This is a genomic window from Dictyobacter aurantiacus (assembly GCF_003967515.1).
GTDB lineage: Bacteria > Chloroflexota > Ktedonobacteria > Ktedonobacterales > Ktedonobacteraceae > Dictyobacter > Dictyobacter aurantiacus.
The window spans coordinates 954336-980696 of record NZ_BIFQ01000002.1 but is presented as its reverse complement, the minus strand read 5'-3'; the positions used below and the strand labels follow the sequence as shown (position 1 = coordinate 980696).

General features: G+C 52.0%; 24 protein-coding genes. 17 read left to right on the top strand and 7 right to left on the bottom strand.

Going from position 1 to position 26361, the window contains the following annotated elements:
- The first annotated feature begins 28 nt into the window (after positions 1–28).
- On the top strand, positions 29–1366 hold the full coding sequence (locus tag KTT_RS28985) for a sensor histidine kinase (RefSeq protein ID WP_126601181.1): 1338 nt from the start codon (positions 29–31) through the stop codon (positions 1364–1366).
- 514 nt (positions 1367–1880) lie between these two features.
- On the opposite strand, the gene KTT_RS28980 is transcribed toward KTT_RS28985, so the two are convergent.
- Entirely contained in the window at positions 1881–2444 is a 564-nt protein-coding gene (locus KTT_RS28980) for a GNAT family N-acetyltransferase (protein ID WP_160146202.1), read from the bottom strand.
- A gap of 92 nt (positions 2445–2536) precedes the next feature.
- Between KTT_RS28980 and KTT_RS28975 the strand changes: the two genes are divergently transcribed.
- Complete coding sequence (locus tag KTT_RS28975) at positions 2537–3826, top strand: glycosyltransferase (protein WP_160146201.1); 1290 nt, start codon at positions 2537–2539, stop codon at positions 3824–3826.
- 104 nt (positions 3827–3930) lie between these two features.
- On the opposite strand, the gene KTT_RS28970 is transcribed toward KTT_RS28975, so the two are convergent.
- Positions 3931–4113: a hypothetical protein gene (locus KTT_RS28970; RefSeq protein ID WP_126601178.1), complete on the bottom strand. Its 183-nt coding sequence runs from the start codon at positions 4111–4113 to the stop codon at positions 3931–3933.
- Between the two features lie 766 nt (positions 4114–4879).
- Between KTT_RS28970 and KTT_RS28965 the strand changes: the two genes are divergently transcribed.
- From KTT_RS28965 to KTT_RS28955, 3 genes are all read left to right on the top strand, one after another.
- A complete protein-coding gene (locus KTT_RS28965) occupies positions 4880–5362 on the top strand; it encodes a 2-thiouracil desulfurase family protein (protein WP_126603218.1) in 483 nt (160 codons plus the stop codon).
- 581 nt (positions 5363–5943) lie between these two features.
- Entirely contained in the window at positions 5944–6978 is a 1035-nt protein-coding gene (locus KTT_RS28960) for an NAD(P)-dependent oxidoreductase (RefSeq protein ID WP_126601177.1), read from the top strand.
- A 262-nt stretch (positions 6979–7240) separates the two neighbouring features.
- Positions 7241–8392 carry a sensor histidine kinase gene (locus KTT_RS28955; RefSeq protein ID WP_126601176.1) on the top strand — a complete coding sequence of 384 codons (1152 nt, stop codon included), beginning with the start codon at positions 7241–7243 and terminating at the stop codon, positions 8390–8392.
- Positions 8393–8879: 487 nt separating this feature from the next.
- Here KTT_RS28955 and KTT_RS28950 read toward each other — a convergent pair whose 3' ends face one another.
- The gene (locus tag KTT_RS28950) at positions 8880–9071 is read right to left on the bottom strand and encodes an Lrp/AsnC family transcriptional regulator (protein WP_126601175.1); all 192 of its coding nucleotides are present in this window, start codon (positions 9069–9071) and stop codon (positions 8880–8882) included.
- A gap of 1145 nt (positions 9072–10216) precedes the next feature.
- Here KTT_RS28950 and KTT_RS28945 point away from each other — a divergent pair.
- The 7 genes from KTT_RS28945 (at position 10217) to KTT_RS28915 (ending at position 16233) form a co-directional block, all read left to right on the top strand.
- Entirely contained in the window at positions 10217–10456 is a 240-nt protein-coding gene (locus tag KTT_RS28945; RefSeq protein ID WP_126601174.1) for a hypothetical protein, read from the top strand.
- Between the two features lie 231 nt (positions 10457–10687).
- Entirely contained in the window at positions 10688–11959 is a 1272-nt protein-coding gene (locus KTT_RS28940) for an ABC transporter substrate-binding protein (protein WP_126601173.1), read from the top strand.
- Positions 11960–11996: 37 nt separating this feature from the next.
- Positions 11997–12941 carry a carbohydrate ABC transporter permease gene (locus KTT_RS28935; RefSeq protein WP_218031097.1) on the top strand — a complete coding sequence of 315 codons (945 nt, stop codon included), beginning with the start codon at positions 11997–11999 and terminating at the stop codon, positions 12939–12941.
- A gap of 87 nt (positions 12942–13028) precedes the next feature.
- Positions 13029–13901, top strand: a complete 873-nt coding sequence (locus KTT_RS28930) for a carbohydrate ABC transporter permease (protein ID WP_126601171.1) — start codon at positions 13029–13031, stop codon at positions 13899–13901.
- 35 nt (positions 13902–13936) lie between these two features.
- Positions 13937–14461 (top strand): GNAT family N-acetyltransferase, encoded by a 525-nt coding sequence (locus tag KTT_RS28925; RefSeq protein WP_126601170.1) that lies wholly within the window; start codon positions 13937–13939, stop codon positions 14459–14461.
- A 294-nt stretch (positions 14462–14755) separates the two neighbouring features.
- The gene (locus tag KTT_RS28920) at positions 14756–14968 is read left to right on the top strand and encodes a hypothetical protein (RefSeq protein ID WP_126601169.1); all 213 of its coding nucleotides are present in this window, start codon (positions 14756–14758) and stop codon (positions 14966–14968) included.
- Between the two features lie 392 nt (positions 14969–15360).
- Positions 15361–16233, top strand: a complete 873-nt coding sequence (locus KTT_RS28915) for a hypothetical protein (RefSeq protein ID WP_126601168.1) — start codon at positions 15361–15363, stop codon at positions 16231–16233.
- A 163-nt stretch (positions 16234–16396) separates the two neighbouring features.
- Here KTT_RS28915 and KTT_RS28910 read toward each other — a convergent pair whose 3' ends face one another.
- Both KTT_RS28910 and KTT_RS28905 read right to left on the bottom strand, forming a co-directional pair.
- Complete coding sequence (locus KTT_RS28910; protein ID WP_126601167.1) at positions 16397–16882, bottom strand: universal stress protein; 486 nt, start codon at positions 16880–16882, stop codon at positions 16397–16399.
- 109 nt (positions 16883–16991) lie between these two features.
- The gene (locus KTT_RS28905; RefSeq protein WP_126601166.1) at positions 16992–18299 is read right to left on the bottom strand and encodes an ArsB/NhaD family transporter; all 1308 of its coding nucleotides are present in this window, start codon (positions 18297–18299) and stop codon (positions 16992–16994) included.
- 692 nt (positions 18300–18991) lie between these two features.
- Between KTT_RS28905 and KTT_RS28900 the strand changes: the two genes are divergently transcribed.
- From KTT_RS28900 to KTT_RS28880, 5 genes are all read left to right on the top strand, one after another.
- On the top strand, positions 18992–19870 hold the full coding sequence (locus tag KTT_RS28900; protein WP_235845906.1) for an SPFH domain-containing protein: 879 nt from the start codon (positions 18992–18994) through the stop codon (positions 19868–19870).
- Positions 19871–19945: 75 nt separating this feature from the next.
- Positions 19946–20491 carry a hypothetical protein gene (locus tag KTT_RS28895; RefSeq protein ID WP_126601165.1) on the top strand — a complete coding sequence of 182 codons (546 nt, stop codon included), beginning with the start codon at positions 19946–19948 and terminating at the stop codon, positions 20489–20491.
- 304 nt (positions 20492–20795) lie between these two features.
- On the top strand, positions 20796–21401 hold the full coding sequence (locus KTT_RS28890) for an RNA polymerase sigma factor (RefSeq protein WP_235845905.1): 606 nt from the start codon (positions 20796–20798) through the stop codon (positions 21399–21401).
- 118 nt (positions 21402–21519) lie between these two features.
- Positions 21520–21738 (top strand): hypothetical protein, encoded by a 219-nt coding sequence (locus tag KTT_RS28885; RefSeq protein WP_126601163.1) that lies wholly within the window; start codon positions 21520–21522, stop codon positions 21736–21738.
- 453 nt (positions 21739–22191) lie between these two features.
- Positions 22192–23586: a lipid II:glycine glycyltransferase FemX gene (locus KTT_RS28880; RefSeq protein WP_126601162.1), complete on the top strand. Its 1395-nt coding sequence runs from the start codon at positions 22192–22194 to the stop codon at positions 23584–23586.
- Positions 23587–23660: 74 nt separating this feature from the next.
- Here KTT_RS28880 and yut read toward each other — a convergent pair whose 3' ends face one another.
- Positions 23661–24752, bottom strand: a complete 1092-nt coding sequence (gene yut / locus KTT_RS28875; protein WP_126601161.1) for an urea transporter — start codon at positions 24750–24752, stop codon at positions 23661–23663.
- A gap of 82 nt (positions 24753–24834) precedes the next feature.
- Positions 24835–26076 carry a formamidase gene (gene fmdA, locus KTT_RS28870; protein WP_218031035.1) on the bottom strand — a complete coding sequence of 414 codons (1242 nt, stop codon included), beginning with the start codon at positions 26074–26076 and terminating at the stop codon, positions 24835–24837.
- Positions 26077–26361 lie beyond the last annotated feature (285 nt).

Below are 26361 nucleotides of genomic sequence, written 5' to 3'. Positions count from 1 at the left end.
GTGCACAGTTGAGGGAGGAAAAAGCACAATGAGCTCCGAAATAGAGACAGGTGATATTGTATTTTATCGTTCTTTTAACCGGACAATGCTGGGCTTTGCTGTTCTCTGTTTTTTCTATCTATCCACCATAACTTCGATTGTACTGATAGGTGAGCCCGTTTATTGGCACGATTGGCGGGGAGTGGCCTGCGTTGGACTTTCGATTGTTGCATTTCTTCTGTACGCGATTCACACGCTGTTCAATAGCCGACGCCAGCAGAGTTGGCCCCCATCCTTACGCTATGCCCTGTCTATGTGGAGTGGCATGTATCTGTCGGTCTTTCTGCTCGTCTTAATTGATCACAATTTTGTCTGGAATTTCTATATGGTCTTTGGCCTGTGCTTTGGCCTGTTTAGTTCTCGCCGCTTGCTCTTGATGGTGAGCCTGATTGCCCTTACCATCTTTGCGTTTCAAGGATTATTGACATGGCCTGTAAATGCGGTCGGTTTTTTCAATATCATCAGTCAGACACTGGCTATTTATAGTCTTACCTGTATGAGTATGTTGTTCCAGAAACTGATCGCGGAACGTTTTACCCGTGAAAGACTCTTTCAAGAGCTTCAACATGCCAATACCCGGCTAGAGGAGGCCAACCGGCGCCTGGAACAATCGGTGGTGCAGGAGCAAGAACTGGCGGTTTTGCGTGAGCGAACGAGGTTGGCGCGCGAGATGCATGATACGCTGGGCCACGCGCTGGTGTTAATCTCTGTTAAGCTGGAGGCGGCGCAGCGCCTGCGTGCGCGTGATCCTGAGCGCTGTGATCAGGAGTTGGAATCTACCAAAGCTATTGCGCGTGAGAGTATGGCGGGCCTGCGCGCCAGTATTGCTGATCTGCGCTCACCGGTGTTGGAGCGCGAACGCTTTCAGCAGGCCCTTGAGCGTTCAGTGAGCGAATTGAGGCGGCGTGCCGGTCTGCACGTTACTTACACCTTGCAAGTAGATATGACCAGTTTGTCCGCGCCGCTGGAAGAGGTATTGTGGAAGGTGAGCCAGGAGGCACTGACAAATATTGAGAAGCATGCCCATGCTACCCACGTCGATCTGCGTATCGGTCAGCGAGCCGATCAACTGACGCTGCTGATTCGGGATGATGGGATTGGCCTGCCGGGCGCTTACTACACATATCATGAGGATGGTCACCTCGTCTGCCTGAGTGCGGAGGGGCATTATGGGTTACGGGGTATGCTGGAGCGCGTTGAGCACGCTGGTGGGCGGTTCGCTGTGCGTTCGGCACCGGGTGAGGGCACGACCATAGAGGCCACATTGCCGCTCAGAGCTATAGAGAAGCAAGTTGACGACAAAAAAGCACAGGAGGCGCAGCTATAAGCTGGTCATGTGCTTTTTTATGATTGTCTTGTATCCATATTCTATGAGAGGTGTAGTAGTTCCTTCTGCGTTTGTGCATTGATGGCTATATTGGTGTGATGGCTTGAGCAATGTACGCAATAGGAATGGAGCACCGAACTGTGATTGCGTTTGATTGAGCAGGCGTGACGGCTGCAGATAACCTTGCCACAATCCATACAGGACTGGCTATTCCACCATTTTAATGGCGCATTGCAAAGGGCGCATGTATGTCCACTACGTAATTGCTTCATCGTTCTCTTCTCCCTCGAACGAGCGCTGTCAACTTATACTTTTAAGTATAGCGATGTGTAAAAGCGTTCTTCTATCTATCAGAATATCGAGTGATTATTATTGCTGTTGCCTGTTGGCCACTTTGTGAAAAATGTTAGCACATGCTAATATCCGATGGATCTACTAAGATATTAGCATGTGCTAACACCGAAGTCAATATTAATTGTAACGAAAAGTTGCTATAACCTGCAATGATATTGTCTCAATTGGTGAGATCTTTATTGAAGCGCAGATAGGTATGGCCATCTCTTACCGCGTTGCCCGCCGCCGCGAAGCCTGCTCGCGTAACTACTCCGATGGATTGAGCGTTGTCTGGTGCCACCATGGCGTATAGTCGTCGAAAGCCGGCGCTCCTGGCGCTCTCGCAGAGCGCTATCACCGCGTTGGTCATGATGCCACGGCTCTTGCTGCTGGCCCAGTAACCTATCTCTGCTTCATCGGCATTGTTGGATTTAATATCGATGGCGGCGGCGACATGGTCCAGGGGATCAAGGATGAGGAAGACGAACCAGCCATGGTTGCGCCAGCCGTCCCTGGCCCAGCTGAGGAAGTAGCGGGCGTTCTCTATGCTGTATGGCTGCCCTTGCAGCCGTTCGCGAAAGAGCCGGTTATAGAGTAATGGCTCGTTGCAGATGGCGATGATCTCCTGTTGAAGCTCGGGAGTTTCGAGCAAGCTGTCATCGATGGAGCGCAGGCCATAGGGCTGGTTATCTGGAAAATGTAAGACGATGCGTCTGAATGGGGCAAAAAAGTTTGCGGTTGTCATCGAACGGTCCCTTCTCATTGTGGTTGAGTATCTGACTATTCTACTCTTCCGTACCACATATGAAAAGTCTTTTTATCCTGGAGTGCCGTTCGATGAAAAAATCTAAACAACTGGAACAATATACACCTTTAGTTGGTGAAGATATCCTGAATGTTATTTACGAGAAAGCATCAAAGCTGCGTGGATTGCATATACTGCATATCAATACCACTGCGAAGGGTGGCGGCGTGGCGGAGATCCTGGAAGGTTTGGACCCGATCGCGCACGAGTTTGAATTGACCCAGAGCAGAAAAGTTATTCAGCTGGATGAGAGCATCAGCCATTTTACCTCCCACCTGGTGGATATGCTGCAGGGCAATGAGCCAGGAGAGATTTCAGCCGGGGAGCGTGAGCGGTTTTTAGATTGGCTCGGTCAGTCAAGGCTGTCCGAACACGACGATCACGCCGATATCTACGTAGTACACGACTACCAGCTGGTTCCGCTGGCCCAGATCTATTCGTGGCTACGACCAGCTATCTGGTTCTGCCATGTTGATACCGCCCAACCCAATCCACACGCGAAAAGCTACCTACAGGACTTTTTGGACGCCTATGAGCTCTGCGTTTTTAATAGCGAGCCATCGGTTTTTCCTGAGATCCGGCCAGAGCTGGCCCACGTGATGACGCTCGGGATCGATCCATTCCGACGCAAGAATGCTCCCCTGGATCAGAACCGTGGATTACAGCTCTTACAAAAATGCGGTATCGATGTTCGGCGTCCACTGATTACTCAGGTGGCGCGCTACGATCGCTGGAAAGATCCCTGGCAGGCGGTTGATGTGTATCGTCCTGTGAAACAGCAGATGCCAGAGGTCCAGCTCGCCTTTGTGGGCGCGATGGAGGCGACCGATGATAAGGGGGCGGTCAAGGTGCTGCATGACCTGCAGCGCTATGTGGGCGATGATAAAGATGTTCACCTGTTATCCGACCCTGCCGTTATCGGCGATGATGAGGTCAATGCCTTCCAGCGCTATTCCAGTGTGATTCTGCAGCGCTCAACTCGCGAGGGCTTTGGCCTGACGGCAACGGAGGCGATGTGGAAAAATCAGCCAGTCATAGGTACATCGGCTACTGGCCTGAGGATTCAACTGGTCGATGGCGAGAATGGCTATATCGTGGATGATACGCAGTCCTGCGCTGAACGTACGCTGGAACTTCTGCGGGACCGTGATCGCTGGCAGCAGTTGGGACGCAATGCGCACGAGCATGTACGCAAACACTATCTTCTCCCTATGATGGTGCTTAGCTATCTGGATGCCCTGGAAAAAGTGCATCTGCGCTCACTTCAACCATCAGGTAGCCAGCAGTCTTCCAGGTCGGATGGCAGTACGGCCGCTGATTAGCTATTACCTCTGCCGGGGCCGTTTTGCAGCAGAGAACAATATTTTGCCGGAAACCCTCGCATCGAGGCTGTTTCCGGCAATAATAGTGGATATGGATAGCTGCTCTAATAGCGGCGATCTCGGGAATCACATTCACAGTAGGTGAATGTATTGGAACAGGATGGGCAGTAGTACTGCAGGTTGCCGTCGTCATCCGTCTCGGGTATCACCTCTTCAAGGTCAGTGAGTAAGATGCCTTCTTCTTGATCATAGGGACATGTCTGATACTTAATGCGCTCTAGATTCATGACGTTCTCCCTTGTTGATGTTGCTTGCCTCGCCACAATGTAAGCTTCCGCGAGGTGATATTCTTCAACCACTCCAGCGTGAAATCCTGTTTCATCGCTTTCAATGGTGACTTTATATGATGTTTTTCATATCCTCAATTTTTGGTACCCATTTGTCCACGAAGTACTATTTTCTATTCGCGAAATCATAAATACGGAAAATTGTATCTCTTATTGGCTGAACTTCCGTATCCCCTATTAGAATGTGGAATAAGTGTTCTATATAGAAATGTATCTGACACTATCATGGTTGACATAAAGAATTGACCACTGTAGCCCAGTTTTATATTTGAAACCATATAGTGTGTTTTTGTTTAGAGAAAGTGGAACATGGTGAACCGGCCTATATCGGCCCCTAAATAGTACATTCTACTCATAAATGAGTAGTAAAAGATAAAAAAGTCCGCAAAAATGTTAGAGTAATATTAATGAAATGATAATAAGTGGCCCGTATTGCCTCCTGATGTATAGCTGCTTTCGTATTACTCTCTACATAGTAGTGATGTTTGATATGTAGAAAGACGCAATATTGGTTTATCGGGTTTGGGATATGAAATATTGGTAGGGCTGTTCCGCGAGTACATGTTGAACGGACGTGGTCCTGATGGTGAATATGCTGAACAATTACATGGGGAATGCAGATGATGCGTGTATTGATGGGTCGGCTGTTGTTGCTTAGCAGGAAAGAGGTGGGACGATGACAAAGCATTTACAGAATCCGGTGCCGCTGAAGATGGTTAGTGCCTGCCTGGCGGGCGTGCAGTGTCGTTATAATGGTCAGGCGAAAACGGTTCCGCTGCTGAAAGATATGGTGCAGCGGGGTGATGCCATCACCCTGTGTCCTGAACGGCTGGCCGGGCTGGCTACTCCACGGCGGCCAGCCGAAATAGTGGGCGGAGATGGCTATGCGGTTCTGGATGGCAAGGCACGTGTGTACAACGATTGCGGCGAGGATCTAACTGGCGCCTTCATTATAGCCGCGTATAAAACTTTACATATATTACAGGCGGCTGGTATCGGCGAGGTGGTGTTGAAGGAGGGGAGCCCTTCCTGTGGTAGCCGGGAAATTTATGATGGGACCTTTTCAGGCACCAAAAGAGATGGCGTCGGCGTCACGGCCGCGCTCCTGCTGCGCTCGGGTATCCGGGTCTACTCTGAACAGACGCTACTGGGCGATTCTCAACCTGAGCCGGTTTTAAGCAAGATGTAGCTCTTGACCTGTTTGACAATCAGCGGCAATAGCAGCGATGCATAGATGCGGTCATCCGGCCTGCTCTCGCTCTTTGCCGCTGGCGCTCTCCTCAATGTCCTGACGAGCCCCCCATTGATAGAATGGGTGTTACTCCCGTCACTCTGAGGCGCGTGAGTCCCCTCGCACGCGCATCCGCTGCGCGTCCGCATTGTTATGGTGTGTTGGTAGAATGGGCCTTACTCTCACGATCATCACTCTGAGCACGCTTGAGTTTTCGCACCTGCGGTGCTCAGGAGTCCTTTGTATGGTTGGTGCAACAGGGGCGCATCCGCGCCCCTGTTGCACCAACCATACAAAACTAGCGCGTCTGCTGGCGGAGGCGCGTGTGGGGGGCTCACATACGGGAGTAAGACAGCTCTTATATTCCAGGTGTGATGGAATCGTGACGCCCACATAGGTACGCGCTATGATATTTGTGTTATAAAGGAATGTATCTGGGGCCAGAAACATGTGGCTTCAAGGCGGCCCCTGGTAAGTAGCTGTCTGTAAGGGGACTGATTTTGATTGTCCTTTTAGATATTTGGAGGCTGGTTGTATCTATGGCTCAAACAAAAGTATATGCGTTAGCTACGGAAACGAAAGAGGACGAGGTCAGGCATCTGACTGAAAAACTGGGGACGCTGGTAAATCTGCACGCCATTGGTGGTACGCTCGACGAGGTACCTCAGGAGGACCTGCGCGATGTAGAGGTTCTGCTGCCTTTTATCCATTCCAAAGTTGGTCCGACCGAGCTCGATGCGATGCCCGGTTTGAAGATCATTGCTACGCGATCGACGGGTTTTGATCATATCGATTTGAATGCAACCGAGGAGCGTGGCATCACGGTTTGTAATGTGCCAGGTTATGGCGAGACCGCGGTGGCCGAGTATACGTTTGCCCTCCTGCTAAATATTTCACGTAAGGTTCACCTGGCCGATTCGCGTACCAAGCGTGGCGACTATACCCTTGAGGGGTTGCGAGGCTTTGATCTCTATGGGCGCACGATTGGTGTAATCGGTGCGGGCGCCATTGGACTGCGCGTAATCCGTATCGCGACCGGTTTTGGGATGCGTGTGCTGGTCTATGACGAAGTTCAGCGTAAGCGCAATCGCCTGCTGGCCGAGGTGCTGGGCTTTAATTTTGTGCAACTGGATGAACTGCTGAGGGAGGCTGACGTGGTGACCTTGCATGCGCCGAGCTTGCCCAATACGTATCACATGATTAATCGTGAGACTCTATCGAAGATGAAGCGTGGCTCGTACCTGGTCAATACTGCCCGTGGCACGCTGGTGGATACCCACGCGGTCGCCTGGGCCCTGGATACAGGTATTCTGGCGGGCGTAGGCCTGGATACCTTTGAGGGCGAGGAATTTCTGCAGCGCGAGGAAGAACTGCTGGGAGAGAGCGGTGCTGAGGAGAAGTTGCGCATGCTGGTACAAAATAATATGCTGCAGCGCCGTCCTAACGTTATTATCACCCCCCATATGGCCTTTAACTCCAATGAGGCGTTGTTACGCATTCTAGATACCACCATTGAAAACGTGCAGGCCTTTCTGGCCGGTGATCCGCAGAACGTGGTTCGGCCTCGCGGATAAATAACAATTTAGCAGATGGTATAACGTAGTGAGCAGGTGCATCCACACCTGCTCACTACGTTATACCATCTGCTAAATTATGTGTAGCCCATAAGTACATGGAGAAATGATTTTCTGCAACTTTCTCCGTTTATCAGGCTATAAAGATAATGAGAATAAATAGGGTGAACAGGATGGGATTATATTGCATCTCGTGTTTTTTTGAATACTCGCTCTGTCTGGTTATTCTTTCCCTGCTGAAAGGAGCAAAGGATTGCTCAAAATGTATTTATTACTACGGCGATTAAAACGATTGCCCCTTGATGTAGCGTGGCGTCTATGTGCTTTGAGCTCTTTATTATGCCTGATTGTTTTGATGTCGGGCCTGTTAGTGCCATTTCATCAAATCGTAATATCTTTACTGCTTATTTCTGTGGCGTCTCTGGCCTGGCGCTTTCAGCTTCTTTTTCCTTATCTCTGTGTTGGTGGCGTTATCTGTGCACTGTTCTTATTTCTGATCTGGATGCTGACCCTGTTCTGGCCCCGGCTACTACCACTAAACATGCTGCTTGAAGTCACATCGCTTTTTACGGCAGCGTTTGTGGTGAGCTGCATCCGTACTGCTTTCAACGCAGTCCAACTCGCGCACCACAAAACCGAGCTGGCGGAACAGCAACTGGCATTGGTGGCTGCCCGCCAACAGCATCTTAACGATCTCAAAGATCAATTTTTGCTGAATGTAAGCCACGAGTTGCGCACCCCACTTACAGAAGTCAAGGGTTACCTGGAGCTTTTGCGCGAAAACTATGTGCAGCTCGATGCTGATAGTGCCGCCAACTTTCTGGATCATGCGTGCCATGGATGCGGCGAGCTAGAGTCACTGATCGATAATATCCTTGAAGCTACGCAACTGGACATCAGCATATCTTCTACTGATATAGCCATTGTTCCACTGGCCGAAATTGTTCAAGGGATGATTAATCGGCTGGATAGTCAGCAGCATGAGATACAACTGGACATTCCTGAGGACCTGGCCGCGCGTGCCAGCCGACAACAATTGGAGCGCGTACTACATAACTTGCTATCGAATGCGATCAAATATTCTCCGGCCGATACCAGGATAACGGTGAGTGCTACCTTGATCTCTAACCGGCTATCTGCCTGCCCTGATATCTGTATCCGGGTACAGGACATGGGGGAGGGGGTCCCGGCGGCCGATATGCCGATGCTTTTTCAGAAAGTAATGCGCTTGAGGCGTGATATGACCGGTTCGGTCCGTGGTACCGGCCTGGGCCTGTTCATCTGCAAACACCTGGTAGAAACAATGGGTGGGCGCATATGGGTAGAAAGTACTGGTATACCGGGACAGGGTAGCTGCTTCTGCTTCACCCTTCCGGGTGTCCCCATCACCCTCCTCCCCCTAACCCTGAACTGACCACCCGGTGAGCCTCAAGCTGGGGCAATCCCAGGTTGAGGATGCCCTGGCATCCTCGCCTACAATTCTCGTCTCCAGTGTCACTAGCTTGAATGTATTGGGGGCAAGCCAACAGTGGCCAAGCACCAAACCTCCAATTTGTTGATGGATCGGGGCGCATCCGTGCGGGGACAGGCACCAAACCACCAATTCGTTGATGGATCGGGGCGCATCCGTGCGGGGACAGGCACCAAACCTCCAATTTGTTGATGGATCGGGGGCGCATCTGCGCCCCCGATCCATCAACCCCAAAATAGCGCGGCCGCGTAGGCGGCCGCCCGTGCGGGGGCGCCCAAGCTCCCACCAACATAAGTGTTCCACAAAAAACCAGAAGGCAGGCCCCTCAAAGAGGGAACCTGCCTTCTATAGCATAGCGTCATAAAATGAAGAACTGATATGTACTTATTTTAGACACCATTCATATGTATTGAGAAGTTCCTAGAGCTGTCTAGTAGCCCCACTTCCAGCCTCGCATGGTATCCTCGGCGACTGTTCTCCACCCACGGGCGGACGCCTCGGACTTGAGGCCGGCCTGTTCGGCTAACTCGGCATCACTGATATTTGGGTTCTTCTTCAGAATTTGAATAATCTTGTCTGTAACTTTGTGCGTTGATGTTGATTTTTGTTCGGATGTGTTCACTACCAAACCTCCCTTACAATGCGGAATACCTTAAGAATAACAACGCTCTACAGGGATGTAACCGTACCACGTACGCTTTCTTTCCTTCCTGTCCGATGGCGGCTGGTGCGTATATTTAAAAGCACCTATGTAATCTTGCATAGGGGCATGTAATTTTTTCGTGGTACCCTTATTGTACAACTTTTGATGGCTGCTAGCTACTCTTTTCTCGCTTTTATAAAATTGGTTGAAAAATTGGTATGCTGGCGCGACTCAACGACCTGGGGCGGCCGCGCAGCGGCCGCCCCAGGTTGTTAAGGTGAGGGATCGGGGGCGCGGATGCGCCCCCGATCCCTCACCTTAACAACAAGCCTTGAAACACCTACGGTGCACACAAGTCTTTTGTGAGTGAATGCAAACAGGGGCGCATTTGTGCCCCTGATCCCCCATCCTGACAACAAGCCTTGAAGCCCCTACGATGCACACAAGTCTTTTGTGAGTGAATGCAAACATGGCGTATCCGCGCGCCTGATCCCCTATCCTAATAACAAGCCTTGAAGCCCCTACGGTGCGCACAAGTCTTTTGTGGGTGGGTGCAACAGGGGCGCATTTGTGCCCCTGATCCCCCATCCTGACAACAAGCCTTGAAACACCTACGGTGCACACAAGTCTTTTGTGAGTGAATGCAAACATGGCGTATCCGCGCCCCTGATCCCCCCATCCTAATAACAAGCCTTGAAGCCCCTACGGTGCACACAAGTCTTTTGTGGGTGGGTGCAAACAGGGGCGCATCCGCGCCCCTGTTTGCACCCACTCACAAAACCAGCGCGTCCGCGTAGCGGACGCCTGTGCGAGGGCGCTCACATTCGCCAATGCGATAGAAGTAAGACCCATTCTAAAAAAATGTGTCTTTTAGTGACCAGAGACGATGGTAGTTCGTCCAAATATATGGGATAGATGATATGGAAGATCTATCCTGCTTGTTTTGAAGCTATGCCCTCGTTTTATCCACGTAGAATTGGGCCGGAATGAGCCGGCAAGGAAGTGGGGAAGCATCAATATATGGTTATAAAAAATATTCTGGTTCGCCAAGGTAATAGATCAACGTAGTTCTTGCAGCAGTGTGGTTACTTGGTGTGCCCTTTTTGAAAAAAGAAGGAATCATCATGAACCTGTTCGGATTTTGGAAACGTCAATCTTTCGGAGCACCCGTAGAAGTTATTCAAGCCGCTTGTGATTTTTATGGCACCTCACCGGAACGTGTCCCGGCTGTAAAAGCTGAAAAGCTGAAGGCCCTTTCTGATAACGTCTGGGTAGTAAAATTGAACGATAAGGCAAGTGCCGTAGTTGCTTATACACCCAGGGAAAAAGAGCATACCATCACCGCTCCCTGGTATGGTGAGTAAGTAATCAAGGTACTTCGTAAAATAAAGCGACTCTCGCCTGGTCATTGGAACGATCCGATGGTCCAGGTTTTTTAATATGGGTTAAAGGATGGTGGTCAGATTGCGCGATCGCGCAATCTGACCACCATCCTTTAACCCATATTGGCTTTTTTCCGCTCTGTTTAAGACGATATGTATTGTAATAGCAGGCTCAATATATAGACATCTGCGTGCCGATAGGGGGAAGCTGGTATGGCAAAGGGTTTTAAGCAGGGTTTCTTTATTTTATGTCTCCTTTTTGTGCTAACTGCATGCCGGGGTCCGGCTTTTTTGCCCGGATCTGGTACTAATAGCGATGGCAGGATTACGATGACGCTCTGGTACTGGAATCGGGCTCTCGATGATCGGCTGCTGGCCCAGGTGGAGCGGCGCTTCCCTCATGTACGCTTTCAGGTGCTGAAGATCGGCGGCGGCTATGACGCGAAGCTGCGCACGTCTCTGGCCGGCCATGCGAATATACCCGATATCGTGGCCATTAACGCCAATATCGCTACCTATTTCCCCGATGCAGATCAATTCGCTGACCTGCGTTTGTTGGGCGCGGGCCGGATCAGTCAGGCGTACCTGGATTGGAAGTGGCAGCAGGGGATCGCCCCCGGCGGACGCGTGATCGCGCTGCCGATGGATACAGGACCGACCGCTCTGTTCTATCGCGCCGATCTTTTCAAACGGGCCGGCCTACCGTCCGATCCCGTTGCTGTGGCCGCGCGGCTGAAGACATGGGATGACTATCTCCAGGCGGGTGTGCGGATGCGGCAAGCTACCGGTGGCAGGGTGCATATGTTTGATAATATCAACAACGTCTTCACACAGATCATGGGTCAGAGCAGGCAGCAGTACTTTGACGCGGCCAATCATTATATAGGCGATCGGGCGGAGGTCAGGCGGGCGTGGAATTACGCGGCCAGGGTTCACCAGCTGGATCTGAGCGCGAAGGCGACTTCATATTCGACTGATTGGAGCGCCGCTATCAGTACTAGCTCGATTGCATCCTTCGTGGGCGCGGTCTGGATGAAGCATCGCCTGAAGGATGCCGGCCCTGAGACGGCCGGTCTGTGGCGCGTTGTCCCGGCCCCCGGTGGACCCGGCAGTGCTGGCGGTTCATTCCTGGCCGTGACGGCGGCCTCACCACATCCACAACTGGCCTTTGCTATCGCCAGCTGGTTGATGTCGGCCCACAATCAACTCACGGCCTATCTGGATACCGGACTCTATCCCTCCACGCGGGCCAGTCTGGATAGCCCTCAACTGCAGCGCCCTGAAGCATTTTTCGGGGGACAGGTGACTACGAAGATCTTTAGCCAGGTCGCGGCCAACATTCAACCGGTGCCGAATAGTCCCGATGCCGATGTGGTGCAAAACGTGCTGCAGCGTGAGCTGACCCTGATTGAGATGCAGAATATGAATGCGCAGACGGCCTGGAGCGTGGCCCAGCAGCAGATACAGCGAGAGCTCTCTCATTAGTCTTGTGAGCAGAAGGGAGTGCCTGTTTATGAGTGTGATGAGTCGTCCACCAGTTATGGCGTCGCCTCCGGTGCCCATTCCCGTGTCCACCTCGCGCTGGAAGAGCAAGCTGAGTCGTAGCTTGCCTCTGTACCTGTCGGTGGCACCGTTCTTTGTGCTGTTCGCCATCTTTGGCCTGTTTCCGCTGGCCTTCTCCCTCTATCTCTCCTTCCAGAAATGGGATGGTATCGGGCCGATGCGCTTCGTGGGCTGGAATCAGTTCGCCTACCTGCTGACGGATAGCTATTTCTGGCAGGCGATCATCAATACGCTGGAGATCTGGCTGCTGGCGACCATTCCCATGATCTGCGTCTCGGTGGTGCTGGCCTTTTTGCTGGCCTCGCCGCTCGTCAAGGCCAGGGGCTTGTACCAGATCGCTTTTTTTCTGCCCCACATTACCTCGATCGTGGCCATCGCGCTCGTCTTTGGCTCATTGTTCAGCAATCAGTTTGGCCTGCTCAACGCGTTGCTGACCGCGTTGGGACTGGGACGCGTGGCCTGGTTGAGCCAGCCATGGGGCATGAAGTGCGCGATCGCCGCGATGATCCTGTGGCGCACGCTTGGCTATCACACGCTGATCTTTCTGGCCGGCATCCAGAGCATTCCCACCACCCTGTATGAGGCAGCCCGCATCGATGGCGCAGGTTCACGACAGATCTTCTCGCGCATCACGCTCCCGCTGCTGCGCCCCGTGATGCTGTTTACCGTGATCACCTCGACCATCAGCGGCATGCAGGTCTTCACCGAGCCCCAGGTGCTGCTGGGCAACGATGGTGGACCCGGCCGCGAAGGCATGACAATCGTACTCTACCTCTACCAGCAGGCCTTCGGCAGTTATCATTTCGGCTATGGAGCCGCTATCGGCTGGGGACTCTTCGTCCTGATCGCCCTGTTCTCCCTCCTCAACTGGCTCCTCCTCCAGAGATCCTGGATAGTAAATTGATGTATCGTCTGTAGGTGCTGGGCTTGCCTCAGCTTTTACTGGGCTTACCCCAGCTTACCCCTTCGGGAGAAAGGAATGCAAAACAGCATGCTTGGATCATGGGTCAAACACAAATACATTCTTAAAAGAAGAGCACCGCGCACGCGGACAAAGCAGCTCTCGCTGCATCTCGTATTGCTGCTGGTCACAGCCATCTCATTCTTCCCATTTTACTGGCTGCTGGCTATGGCCACCAACAAGACCAGCGACATCTTCGCCTACCCGCCCAGGCTAGCCTTTGGCTCGCACCTGTTCGAGAATATCAGCAATGTGCTCAAGAGCATCGATTTCTTCGGGGCCTTCGCCAATACCGTGTTCGTGGCCGGTGTAGAGACCATGCTGGTCCTCTTCTTCTGCTCCCTGGCTGGCTTCACCTTCGCCAAATTTAGCTTTCGCGGTCGTAAGCTGCTATTCGTGCTATTGCTGGGTACCATGATGATCCCTTCGCAGCTCTCGGCGGTGCCGTCGTTCGTGCTGATGGCGAGGCTGGGCTGGGTTGGCAGCTTTAAGGCGTTGATTGTGCCGGGCATGGTGAGCGCGTTCGGCGTGTTCTGGATGCGGCAGTACGCGGAATCAGCGGTGCCGGGCGAGCTGGTGGATGCTGCCCGTATTGATGGCTGCGGCCACCCGCGTCTCTACTGGCACGTGGCGCTGCCGATCTTGCGGCCCGCCCTGGCCTTTTTGGGCATCTTCACCTTTATTCGCGTCTGGAACGATTATATGTGGCCCCTGATCATCCTCAATGATCCGGCCAGATATACCCTGCAGGTTGCGCTCTCGCAGCTTGACAACGTCTATGGCTCCGATTATGGTATGGTCATGGCCGGAACGCTGATGGCGACGGTACCGCTGCTGGTGGTTTTCTTAATTGGCAGCCGCCACTTCATCGCTAATATCGCCGTCGGCGCCTTGAAAGAGTAACGCAATCAGCTATTGTCAGGAGGAATCTTCACAGCATGGAAGCATCTTTACTGGTCAGGCTGGCGCGGCCCGAGGAAGTCTCGTATATCGTTGATCTGATCGATCGTGTGCAGCAGAAGCTTATCGACATGGGTAGCTTGCAGGTGATCGGCCCTATTGCGCAAGAGCGCGTCTCTGCATACGTCGCTACGCAAACGGCCTTTGTGCTCGAAGAAACTGGTAGCGGCAAACTGCTGGGCAGCGTGTTTGTCAGCCCCGTAACGGTCGAGGATTGTCCCTGGCTGGTGAAGTGGCAACTGGCGGATACATTAGAGCAGCCCTGGTTTTTGCGCACGCTGGCGCTGGAACCAGAGCTGCAGGGACGGGGACTCGGTCTGCAATTCCTGGCTGGCCTGAAGAGCCTGCTTGCCCTGTCGAATCCCCAGGCCATGATCTTCCTGGATTGCTGGGCGGGCAATGCCACTCTGCGCGCATTCTATACCCGCGTCGGCTTCAATCTCCACGGCGTCTTCCCCGAGCGCGACTATAGCGTGGCTGTCTTTACCTCTTCCGTTGTATGAGCAAGGTTATCACAATGTTGTCCTCGTTTGTTGTTGGTGTGCTCGACAACCGCGTTGCATTGGCAGCGAAATATTTAGCATCATAGTATTTTTGCCGCTACATTTTATATCACAGGTGAGTTATTCGTCTTTAAGAATAGAGTTCGATGGCATGTATTGTGTTCGATAGCATTTGATGGTATTCGATGGTGTTTGTCAATGATGTGGGACATTTATGATAGCACCAGATAGTATGTATAGAACAAAAGTTCCAGTAGCGGTTTTGTGTGTGTGGCACAGAAATGAGGACAACTAATGAATGCGTACCCTCCAAAAGAGCATCAATGTAAACATGGCCATGGTAAGGGAGTATTACTGGTAGATATCGAAACCGAGACCAGGCCGGCTCTCGACACCCATGGTCACTGGCAATATTATTGTCTGCATGGGCATCATGTGTTCGCGGTACGGCCGGCCATGGCCGAGAGTTCAGAAGAGGAAAAGCAAAAAGTCATCAGCATGGCTTAACCGATACCTCCTTCCTTCTACTTCGTCAACCCCATAACGTGACTATAGGGCGCTTTGATCCTATAGTTTACATACCTCGTTATGCCTACGATCTACCTTTTTTATTGGCGCATCCAGATATATTGTGATATGCGTATCATATATGAATATATAAAGTATGTGTCTTAAAACCTCATTTTTCGCGCCTGCGGCGCTCAAGTTATTTGTGAAGAGTTGGTGCAACATCAGGGCGGCTACAGCCGCCCTGATGTTGCACCAACTCTTCACAAATAACTTGTTGTGTAGGGATGCACATGTGCCTTGCGCCAATAAAAAACGTATGGGGACTGGAGTTTTAAGCTCGTCAGAAAGATGGAGTAAGACATATTCTCATCTCTAACGTGGAGGTCACAATGCTCAAGCAGGACCCGAATATCTGGCGTTTACGAGTCGAATCAGTCGTATACTTATTGCTTTCTGGTTCTTTTTTATGGAATGTCTTCAATAATCTATATCATGAGCAAAATTTTGCAAATACTACGCTAATTGTTGGCCTCCTCTATTCTGGAGCCCTTTTATATGCGCTTTACTCTGTATTTGTGCGCCGTGAGCGTTATTGGAAACGCCTGAATTGGGTGCGAGAGGATGCGGCCGATCACAAAGAGTCCTATCTGGCGGCAAAGCAACCGGATACTGACGCTTCCTCGTTAGACTTGCCCGCGACAATTACTATACGTCCGGGTAAGCTTTTGTGGGTTCTTTTGAGTGTGCTGGGTATCGGCCCCGCCATCGCGGTGCTGGTCATCGCGATAATCACTATTGTTCAGGGTCAATTGGACGTTGTCTGGTTTATAGCTGGAGTCGTCTGTGTTCTAGCTCTGGCCGTAGGGTGGATACTATTTTATGAACCCTCAAATAACTACTGCCCGAAATTTGTCATCAATGATGAAGGGATAACGGCGCACTATTTGTTGCGCCGGGCTTCGCTGCGCTGGAGTGAGGCCCGGCTCTTTGCCAGTTATTCTACTTACGGCAGAGCTCTTTTTACTTCGTATATTTCCATCAATGAGCTCTCCGGTGAGCCCGCCTTTATTAGCTGGTCATGGAGCGTGCTGAACAACCCCTGGTGGACGGTGCGCGTTAATGGACGGCCCGTTGATGCTGGCTATAGCAAGCTGTTTGTTAAACAGTTCAATCGAACCATAGTTGAACATAGCAAGTTGCCGTTATGTGAGCTTGTTGTTGCCGGTATGAAGAAAACGGGAAGTAACCCGGTGCATTCGTAGGTGCCGGGCTCGCTCCGGCTTTGCCGCAAAGCGGCCCGTTCCCGGGCGCTCACGTTCCCAAACACGTGACCGTTCCCAAAGCATGCTGAACCAATGGATGGGATGCTTTTCGGTTGAAAATATTGGTTCTTGAGCGCCCTCGACAGCTAATCGAACAGACGCGTTAACGATCAATGGGAAAGCCATGGCTGTCGGCCGGGCGCACCAGCAGGACGGGGCAGGGAGCGTGATCGAGAACAAAGCGGGCGATATGCCCGACCGATTTGGGACCGATGGCGGGTGCCAGATGCTGGAAAGAGCGGGTCCCGATCACGATCAGGTCGGCGTTCCAGGCGGCGGCCGTATTGACGATCTCCAACTCTGGCCGCCCCTGCCGCTGTATGGTCTCGGCTTGCGGCAGGTTGAGCTTGCCCTCGTAGAAAATATCCTGGGCCGCCGCCAGTTCCGCCGCCTCAATGCGCTCTGCCTGTGGCATGGGCGATCGTAATGGCCTCAGCAACTGCGAGCGCTTGCGCCCGATCTCGTCGCGTGGGCGTGTATCTATGACATAGATCAACCCGATCACGGCCTCATTGCTATTGACCAATCTGTTAATGGCCTGCTGTATCTGTTCGCTATTTGTTCCATCCAGACAACCGAGAATACGCATCTTATCCCCCTTTGCATTGTTGGATATTACCGCGCTGTATGTATCTGTGTACGGCGTTGTTATTTTGAATACGAATAACCAGCGGATATCGTGCTGTTGCCAACCCTGTTCAGAGCAAGAGCCAGATGGCCAGAGCACCTACGATGAGCAGAAGCGGTGTTGTAATAATGCCGACTTTAAAGTAATCCCAGCTGGAAACGTCCAGGTTGCGCTGACGCAGGATGAGCAGCCAGAGGACGGTGGCCAGCGAGCCCACCGTCGTCAGGTTGGGTCCCAGATCGCAGCCGAAGATGGTGGCGGCCACGAAGCCATGCTGGACAGCTAGCGAGGAGTGCTGCACGCTCTGCAGTGATGACGTGAGTACGACGGCCATCGGCACGTTGTTGATCAGGTTGGTGCCCAGCGCCGATCCCAGCGTTCCCACCATTACCGCTCCAAAGGGCGTGTTGCCCGACAGGTGAAGCAGGAGTTGCCCAAACTGCGTCGTCAGACCGGTGTTTTCCAGCGCCTGTACAACTATGAACATGCCAGCGATAAATCCAAAGATGCTCCAGGAGAGCTGTTGGCCCAGCTTCGGAATGGTGATCTGTTTCCAGCCGAGCGCACCAATGAGCAGCAGCAGGGCTCCACCCAGCGTGACGAGCGAGAGGGGGAACTGGATGGCGGATGCCACGATATAGGCGACGCCAACGCAGATCAGGACCCCGCAGGTATAGCGGAAGTAGGTTTTGTGTCCGATGGTCTCTTCTAAATCAGGGAGACGCTTGAGATCGAAGTGCCCGCTTAGCTGCCTGCGATAGAGGACGAAGAAGATGCCGATGTTGAGGCCGATCACCAGCAGCGATGGCAGCAAGAGCAGACGCAGAAAGGTCCACAGGTCCAGCGGGAAGCGGGATGTGACGATGATGTTGATCGGATTGCTGACCGGTAAGAGGAAGGATGCGGTGTCGGCAATGAATGTGCAGGCAAAGAGAAAGGGCAGGATCGGTAGCCTGAGCCGGGTTACCAGCGTGTAGACGATCGGTGTCAGGATCAGGGCGGTGGCGTCGTTTGAGAGAAACATCGAGATCAGGCTGCCCAGTAAGAAGGTATTAAAGAAGAGGCGCCGGGCGCTGTTGTGCGAGAGCCGGGCCGCCTGGAAGGCCAGCCAGTCGAATAAACCCGCCACCTCGGCCAGCGCGGAAAGGCTCATCATGCCGAGAAAGAAAAAGAAGGTATTCCAGTCACCGACCAGCGTGACCAGCGCCCTTTGTGGCGTAATCAATCCCAGTAGCAATAAAAGAGTGGCCCCCAGCAGGGCCACCTGCGCTTCATTCATTTTCCAGGGCCGTAACATAATGCCGAGCAAGGTCACGATTGTAATGATGGCGATAAGTATCGTACGTACCTGGTTCGACAGATGAAAGAGAAGTGCCATGTTTTATTTTCCTTACAGCACAGATTATAGGTTGCGTTTATAACACGTCAAGCTGAGAAAAAAAGTTGGAGTGCCTGACTATTGGAGTTGAGCTTAAGCTGATTCCGGGTACTTTGCCTATCTCATCAATGCTTTTTCGTATCCATAGAGTGTATCTGACTCTCGTCACCCTGGGGGACGTGCGCCCTTGCTGTACCAGCACACCAAAGACTCGTGAGCACCGCCGTCGCGAAAAATCAGCCGGGCTGCAGGCGATGATCATGAGATATAGATAGCGTTTGATTCTCATAAATATCGCCGACAATCTGTATGAGCTTTCGCATTTGCCATGCTCAGAAGTTCGTTGTATGTTGGTGCACGCAGGGCGCATTCGCGCCCTGCGTGCACCAACATACAAAACCGGTGCGGCCGCGTAGGCGGCTGCGCGTGCGGGAGCGCTCATGTGCCCCACAATGGTGAGAATCAAACACCGCCATAGTGCTTACCAGGGGGTGATTTTTCGTGTTTGATAACACAGCTGTTTGAGCGTTGATATAAATAGTGATGAGCTTTGTTTGCTCGGTAATCAATAAGCGCTATTCTCATGAATGGCACTTAAATTAATCATTTTTGCTGCATGTTGTGTCCACACATTTACTGTAGCATTTATTCAGAAAAGCAGAAAGTGCGTCTGAGGCAACAGGAGGTTATGTATGACTGGCATCCGTAACGTGATTTCAACTTTGACTGAAAATGGTGAGGAAATGATGGGGCCAGATATTCTCCTCTGGCACTATCCCCACAATGGGATCATGAATGGCTCGCTGCTGACCGTCGAGAGCAACCACTTTTGCGTCCTCAAGTCACGTGGAGCGATTCTTAATGTCTACGAAACAGGACAATATACCGTCCAGACGCCTGATCGCCCCCTGTTCGGTTCGATGCAACAGGCCTTCTATGGCGGTCAGAGTCCGTGGCAGTATGAGGCGCTCTACATTAACCGTGCCAAGCTTGTGTTAAAAACCGGAGGCATGGCGCTCTCGCGCGAAATGGCCGAGATGGTGTACAGCGTCGACTACTATATTCACGTTGAGACGCGCGAGGCCGCGGTACAGCTTGTCCAGCATATGCCCTACCGGGGGCACGCGTTGACGACGCAAGAGATTAACGCGTACGCTGGACCCGTTATCGAGCAGGCCGTTAACCAGGTCGTGCAGATCACTCCTCTTGAATCTGTCAATGAGAAGATTCACGATCTGTCACAGATTGTATTTCAACACCTGCAACAGTTTCTGTCCATTTATGGGATTGCGCTGAACACGGTGAAGGTCCTGGTGTTCCCCCGAGATGAGCGCATGAAGGCACTTATCTCGTTGAAAGCGTTCGGCTTGAGCGAGATAGATGCGGTACGTTACTATACCGCGATGTTGATGGCGGAGAAGGGGATTGTTTCAGCTCCTAATATGGCGATCGGCCAGCCCTTCAATGTCAGCGGTGTGCAGCCTACTACGAACGCCGATCACTACGTCTCACCCAATTCTGTAAGGGCCCCCGCATCCGCACAGGTATCCGCGCCCAATCCTCCGCGCTAAATCAATCATCGTGATCACAGACAATGGGCAAGTAGTGTGTAGGACACGCTTGCCCATGTATCAGGAGAAAGTAAGATGAGTTCACAGCCATCCGACAACGCGCTCATACAACAGCTCCAATTGTTACTCACCGGATATGGGTATAACTTTTATAATCAGACCAACCAGGCACGCGCGGATGATCTACTGGTGCGTGAGCGTGCCTCATATTTTCTTGCGCAGGCGGTATCTACGCTCGCACAGTTGCGCAGCGACTACCATACCCGCTTTGTCCCTCCTCTGACGCGGGCCAATCCCGATCCACCTCAAGAAGCTATGGCGCAGCTGCGCGCCATCGAGGCTGCCCAGCAGGCGCTGGCGAAAGTCGAATCTGGTATTCGCGGCATGGCGGTCCCTTCTCAGGATCGTATCTGGTGGCGTTTCCGCCAGGAGCAATCCCTCCTGATGCGGCTGCTCAATTTTGATCTGACCCTTGTGCGTGCTAGCGAACAGATCTATCAATACGTCTCGCGTATGACCCCCGAGGACTGGTCTCAGCAGAGCGGCGCGTTACAGCAGATGACGCGGCAACTAGCCCAGACGGTGACTGAGCGTGAGCGCTTCTTACTGTTGCCGCTTTGATCGCGCGGTTTGCTCTGGCTCACGGCCTAAAACCGATTGTATCTGAATCCTCCCCCCATCCGTAATCAAACATAAGATGACCTCACTTATAAGACATCCTTAGCGTAAAAGCCTGGAAGATTAGAATTTTCTCAGGTTCCGTTAAGGATGTTTTTAATTTCCTAAGTTTATGCTTAGACTCCCTTATAGAAGAGCTTATAACCCCCAAAAATGCTTGCATTATGCTCATAAAAAATCTATGCTATGGGGGACGAAAGAAAGTGAGGTTGATGAAATGCAAGTTCGGGAACACACAAAAAATAATATGCAAAATACAGAATATTCTGATGGTACTCTGGTAAAACAAACTCTTGCAGGCGATCAGGCCGCGTTTGAAATGTTAGTCCGTCGCTATAATACACCTATCTTTAACTTTATCTGCCATTTGCTCAATGATTATGATCAGGCATGTGATGTTTCTCAGCAGGTGTTTACACAGCTGTATATTTCGATGCCCACTCTGCGAACAGGTGAGCCTCTGAAAGCCTGGCTGTTCCAGGTAGCCCGCAATCGTTGCCTGGATGAACTGCGTCGCAAACGCGCCATCCACTTTTCCGAGTTAGAGTCCGCGCATGACGACGAGGAACTCTCTCCGTTGGCTATCATTCCTGATGGTGGTCCGTTACCCGATGAACTGGCTGAGCGCAGCGATTTAAAATCTAAATTGCGCGAGGCGATTGATGTACTCCCCCCCAAATTTCGCATGGTGGTGTTGCTGCGCTACACTTCTCAGTTAAGCTTTGCTGAGATTGGCAAGACGCTAAGCATGCCCGAGGCGACCGCGAAGACATACTTCCAGCGTGCTCGTCCATTGCTGCGTGCTTCAATGTCCCAGCACTGGCAGCCCAGGACCGCGCACTCAGCATCTTAATTTTCTCCGACATTTTTAAGTTTTCTAATCTTAAGCTTGGAAATCTGAAACTTCCTTCTTATCTTTATCGTATTAAAACCAGACGATTACAACGATGAGCATAAGAGGGAAGGTTAGTATGAACGACGTTTCTTTAGATTTCTTAAATACCGATGTAGAGTTAAACGACGCCGAGTTAGATGAACTGTTTATCAATGGCTTGCAAGCCAATCCACCTGAAGATATGGTTGCGCGTATTATGAATGCAGTATCTGCCTTGCCGCAGCCCAAACCTTTATCCCAGTGGCAAGGTTTTGACTTCTTCTTCTCGGACGATACCTACGATCAGCTTTCTTAAAAACACAGGTAAACACACCTGTGTTTTTTTATTGCCGTTGATCGTCGGTCCTACCTTAAACCATTTCACCCTGGTATAAAATGAGCTCACCTGATGGGTTGTCATCTCGGATACTTTACGGAAGCACCGCGTGTCGTTCATATAGTTCTTATCTTCCGCTATACCCCTCAAAGCTAATAGTCTTCTATACATGCTAATTTGAGAGAGTTGGTGCCCTGTCACGCGTGACAGGGCACCAACTCTCTCAAATTAGCATGTTTGTCTTCTATCAGTCTTTTTATAAGAGGACCTTAGAGCTATATCTTTGCGTGCTTTCCCGAAACAATATATAAATTTATGGACGTATGGCGTTCTTGTTTTTGAGAGTGCGGTATTTCTCCATATCTGGTTTTGATAGCTTTTTCAGAAACTTTCTGATCACCATAATTAATGAAGAAGAGAAGGATTTAAAATATGAAGGCGCAAATCATTACTGATCGCCAGCAATGGAATGACTTTGTGGCGGCGTCGGAGTTATGTAATCTTACCCAGACGTATGAGTGGGGTGAGCTGATGAGTAAGCGCCATGCCGATTCGTTGCATGTCGGGGTGGTGAATGAAGATGGTTCGCTCTGCGCTGCTATGCTGGTGCTTGTATCTACCGTTCCCGGTCTGCATGTCCCTTATTTTTACGCTCCCCGTGGTCCCATTATCGACAATCCCGCGTCGCCAGCTATGACGATTCTGCTTAATTTTGTCAAGGCGGAGGCGCATAAGCGGGGCGCCTGTATGCTGAAGATAGAGCCGGGTGTGCCCGATGGGGATAAGACCTGGCTGAACGCGTTGCGCCACTACGGTTTCCGCTCCATCCCCTATGCCCATCATTTGCGCCACGAGTGGGTGACCGATATCCGTGGTGATGAGCAGGAATTGATGTCCAAAATGCATAAGAAGACGCGCCAGTATATCCGTACATCGGCACGTACCAGTACGGTTATTCGCGAGAGTCATGAGCAGTCCGCCATCGATGCCTTTTACCGTATCTATTGTGAGACCGGCGAGCGCAGCGAATTTATGGTGCTCAACAAAGAATATTATGAGAATTTCTTGCGCCTGTACAAAGACAACGCCGCTCTGCTGATCGCGGAATACGACAACCGCATCATCGCCGCCGCCATCGTGGTACGCCTGGGACGTTGGAGCTGGAATATGTACGAGGCGGCCTCCGATGAATCCCGCGAAATGCGTGTCAACTACTTGCTGCAGTGGCAGCGTATCCTCTGGGCTAAATCTCATGGTTGCTGGTATTTCAATTCACGCGGTATCCCCGATGTATTGGAAGAAGGCAACGAGCTCTATGGGGTCTATAACTTCAAACGCGGCTTCGGTGGCTACGCCATGCGCTCCCTGGAGACGCAAGATCTCGTCTACCGTCCTCTTGTCTATCAAGCCTATCGCAAGTTGCTGGACGGCAAGCACTGGTACGATAGCCAGCAGGCCGCGAAGAGAAAAGCCAAAGAATTGAAGGAGGCCGAGGAGAAAAAAGCCGCTCGCGAAGCCGCCCAGAAAACCGCTGCCGCATCCTCTCCTGTTGCTGGTACGGAGGTTGCCCCTGAGGCACCTAAAACACCGACGAAATCAGCCAAAGCCACGAAGACGGCCCCCGCAGTACCTAAAACACCAGCCATCGGTGCCGACTTTGCCGCCGAGGTACCCAAAACACCAGCTATCGGCGCCGACTTTGCCACCGGTGTCCCCAAAACGCCGCCCATTGGCGCGGACCTTGATGTCGATGCCCCCACAGCACCACTCCCGGCAATCAAAAAGTCCAAAAAACAGAAAAAGGTGGCTGAGCAACCCGAAATATAACTCCTCGCAGAGGGGTATCGCGTATCTCCCGCGATACCCCTCTGCTTTTTTGGTTCCAGACCTGGACAACGCTTTTAGTGGGCCAGCGCATGCTCTTGATACATGTGGCGGATGCGTTCAGGATTCGTGACATCCGCCAGGCTAACGGGATGCAGGGCCTGGAAACCGGTCCGAGGTAGGATGAAGAGCCAGGCGCTCAGTACGAAGGGGGCCGTCAATGCGGGCATGCCAAGCGGCGAGAGCAGGACGCTGATCGCGGCCATCGCAATCGTTGAGATCAAGGCACATAACAGGGCATAAATCGCTGATTGCCAGGTCAGAACATAGAAGACGCCACCGATGGCGATCGCGCTTAGAACTGCGTTAAAACCATACAAACCATGATAGATCCAGTGTCCGTTGCCACCCAGCAGGAAGAGCGCAGTCAGCATTCCCACCAGCGAGCCTAGCGCGGCAAAGAGTGCTGAGATGCGTGAGTTGATGAGGATGGCGACCAGAAATATGATGCCTGTAAGGAGATTGTCCTGAAAGAAGACCTCACCGATGCCGCGGAAAAAGGCCTCCACGAGATTGAGCGGTGTCAGTCCCGCGCCTATCAGTGACCCCGGCAGCGGCCGGAGGTCGGTCTGTACCGCTGCGCTGGGCTTGAGCAAGGCGGGTTGTATCGCCTGCGTCGGCTGCAGGTGGTTAAATAGAAAGACGGCGAACAGGAAGATCCAGGTTGTAAGCACGAAGGGGGCGGTCAGCGCTGGCACATCGCGTGGCCCCAGCATATTGACCAGCGCCATCATTACGATACTGCTGAGGATGCTGGCCAGAATGATATACACCGGCAAGGTGAGATTCCACTTGAGGAAGAAGGCGAGCCCGATGCCCGTCAGGATACCATTGTAGCCAAAGAGGCCCGCGCGAACGGCACCACGGTCCGCATTGAGCACCACCGCCGTTAAGGTACTCACCACCACCCCGATGATCCCGGCCAGTCCCAGCAGCGCTGAATTAACAAAGATTCCAACCAAAAATAAGAGGCCGGTGAGAGGATTGTTCTGGAACATCACCTGTCCGCAACCACGCAGGAGCGAATCTATAAAGCGGAGTAGCCAGTTCTCATTCGTCATTCGCTCCCAGGGAGTGGTCAGGCGCTCCATGGATATTGCGCGTTCCATCTTTATTACCTCTATATGGCCCGGATGCTGCTACCGACAGCATCCGGGCTGGAGAAAAGCATGACCACAGGGCATCTCGTGTTTAGCTGGTGACTGCAACCTGCCTTTTCTGGGAGACCGAGTGCTTCATTGGCTCAACATCGCGCTCGAAAATCTCGGTTGGTAGGTAGAGCGAGCAGCAGGCATTCGGAATATCCACAATGCCGCTGATGCGACCCTCGATTGGCGCGGCGCCCAGGATGATGTAGGCCTGTTCGCCGGTATAGCCACATTTTTCGAGGTAGCCAATCGCGTTCAGACATGCATTCCGATAGGCGATATGGGCATCCATGTAATGCTGTTTGCCTGCCTCATCAACCGATATACCCTCGAAGACCAGGAAATTGGAGTAGCGGGGTTCCAGTGGACTACTCCTGAAAATGGGGCTCAGCATGTTGTAGGTGTTGACGCCGTTTTTAATCAGGCCCACCTGCAAATCGATATAGCCGGCCATCTCGATCGCTCCGCAGAAAGTGATCTCACCGTCTCCCTGCGAGAAGTGGAGATCACCCAGCGACAGATTGGCACCTTTGATATAGACCGGGAAGTAGACGCGCGAGCCACGGGTCAGGTTTTTTATGTCGCAGTTGCCGCCATGTTCGCGTGGCGGCACGGTGCGCGCCGCTTCGCGTGCCGCATTCTGCATGTCGCTTCCCTTAAGCGAGCCCATCACCGCGTTCTTTTCCTCCGGTGGGAGGGCCAGTGGCGGGACGCGATTGGGATCGGTCGCGATCAGATCAGCCTCGCGCCTGTTCCAGGCGTTGAGGAGGTCGTGAGATGGGGCACAGCCGATCAGACCGGGATGCGGAATGCCTACAAAACGCACATCAGGAACGTGCCGTGAGGTGGCTACCACCCCATTGAGATCCCAGATAGCTTTGTGTGCATCGGGAAAATGGTCCGTCAGGAAGCCACCACCATTTTCATGGGAGAAGATGCCGGTGAAGCCCCAGGAAGTCGCTTTACCCGGGAATGGAGCTACGTCGAGAATGTCGACGACAAGCACGTCTCCAGGCTCCGCGCCCTCAACAGCGACCGGGCCACTAAGCACGTGGGGGATTGAAAGATCAATATCGCGTACATCGTTCGCACTATCGTTGTTCTTAATCTGTCCATCCGTCCAGTCCTTACATTCCATCCTGAAGATGGTTCCTGGCTTTACCGAAGCTATCGCGGGAATGTCTGGATGCCAGCGGTTATGGCCAACTATCTGTTGCTGACTCATGGGTTTATCCAGATCTACGCCAAATAGCACTTCGGGTCTCATCGTTGTGGTCGTCATCATGATCGCCTTCCTTTACATATGCGATTGAATAACGCAGAAAGGTGTATCGATCTAAAGCTTGACGTACTCTATACGATTGAACTATTACGTGACACTATCACCCTATGTGTAGTTATACCGAACGAGGAAACTGACCAGGCGGGTACCTGAGCATAGATGACGCCTATGTTTACACTGCCTTTATCCTTCATGTACGCTAATACGGTAGTCTAAAAAAATCTCTATGTCAAGCTAAAGTAAGTGGGATTTAACCTTAAGTAGAATAAGGCTTTGCAAATGATCAAT

Bases quoted from the DNA above. Each gene is read 5' to 3' on its own strand.
- KTT_RS28890 (WP_235845905.1), top strand. From the start codon at position 20,796: ATGCAAAATACAGAATATTCTGATGGTACTCTGGTAAAACAAACTCTT.
- fmdA (WP_218031035.1), bottom strand. From the start codon at position 26,076: ATGATGACGACCACAACGATGAGACCCGAAGTGCTATTTGGCGTAGAT.
- KTT_RS28975 (WP_160146201.1), top strand. From the start codon at position 2,537: ATGAAAAAATCTAAACAACTGGAACAATATACACCTTTAGTTGGTGAA.
- KTT_RS28885 (WP_126601163.1), top strand. From the start codon at position 21,520: ATGAACGACGTTTCTTTAGATTTCTTAAATACCGATGTAGAGTTAAAC.
- KTT_RS28935 (WP_218031097.1), top strand. From the start codon at position 11,997: ATGAGTCGTCCACCAGTTATGGCGTCGCCTCCGGTGCCCATTCCCGTG.
- KTT_RS28985 (WP_126601181.1), top strand. From the start codon at position 29: ATGAGCTCCGAAATAGAGACAGGTGATATTGTATTTTATCGTTCTTTT.
- KTT_RS28970 (WP_126601178.1), bottom strand. From the start codon at position 4,113: ATGAATCTAGAGCGCATTAAGTATCAGACATGTCCCTATGATCAAGAA.
- KTT_RS28925 (WP_126601170.1), top strand. From the start codon at position 13,937: ATGGAAGCATCTTTACTGGTCAGGCTGGCGCGGCCCGAGGAAGTCTCG.
- KTT_RS28980 (WP_160146202.1), bottom strand. From the start codon at position 2,444: ATGACAACCGCAAACTTTTTTGCCCCATTCAGACGCATCGTCTTACAT.
- KTT_RS28895 (WP_126601165.1), top strand. From the start codon at position 19,946: ATGAGTTCACAGCCATCCGACAACGCGCTCATACAACAGCTCCAATTG.
- KTT_RS28930 (WP_126601171.1), top strand. From the start codon at position 13,029: ATGCTTGGATCATGGGTCAAACACAAATACATTCTTAAAAGAAGAGCA.
- KTT_RS28880 (WP_126601162.1), top strand. From the start codon at position 22,192: ATGAAGGCGCAAATCATTACTGATCGCCAGCAATGGAATGACTTTGTG.
- KTT_RS28945 (WP_126601174.1), top strand. From the start codon at position 10,217: ATGAACCTGTTCGGATTTTGGAAACGTCAATCTTTCGGAGCACCCGTA.
- KTT_RS28940 (WP_126601173.1), top strand. From the start codon at position 10,688: ATGGCAAAGGGTTTTAAGCAGGGTTTCTTTATTTTATGTCTCCTTTTT.
- KTT_RS28955 (WP_126601176.1), top strand. From the start codon at position 7,241: ATGTATTTATTACTACGGCGATTAAAACGATTGCCCCTTGATGTAGCG.
- KTT_RS28905 (WP_126601166.1), bottom strand. From the start codon at position 18,299: ATGGCACTTCTCTTTCATCTGTCGAACCAGGTACGTACGATACTTATC.
- KTT_RS28910 (WP_126601167.1), bottom strand. From the start codon at position 16,882: ATGCGTATTCTCGGTTGTCTGGATGGAACAAATAGCGAACAGATACAG.
- KTT_RS28920 (WP_126601169.1), top strand. From the start codon at position 14,756: ATGAATGCGTACCCTCCAAAAGAGCATCAATGTAAACATGGCCATGGT.
- KTT_RS28900 (WP_235845906.1), top strand. From the start codon at position 18,992: ATGACTGGCATCCGTAACGTGATTTCAACTTTGACTGAAAATGGTGAG.
- KTT_RS28960 (WP_126601177.1), top strand. From the start codon at position 5,944: ATGGCTCAAACAAAAGTATATGCGTTAGCTACGGAAACGAAAGAGGAC.
- KTT_RS28915 (WP_126601168.1), top strand. From the start codon at position 15,361: ATGCTCAAGCAGGACCCGAATATCTGGCGTTTACGAGTCGAATCAGTC.
- yut (WP_126601161.1), bottom strand. From the start codon at position 24,752: ATGGAACGCGCAATATCCATGGAGCGCCTGACCACTCCCTGGGAGCGA.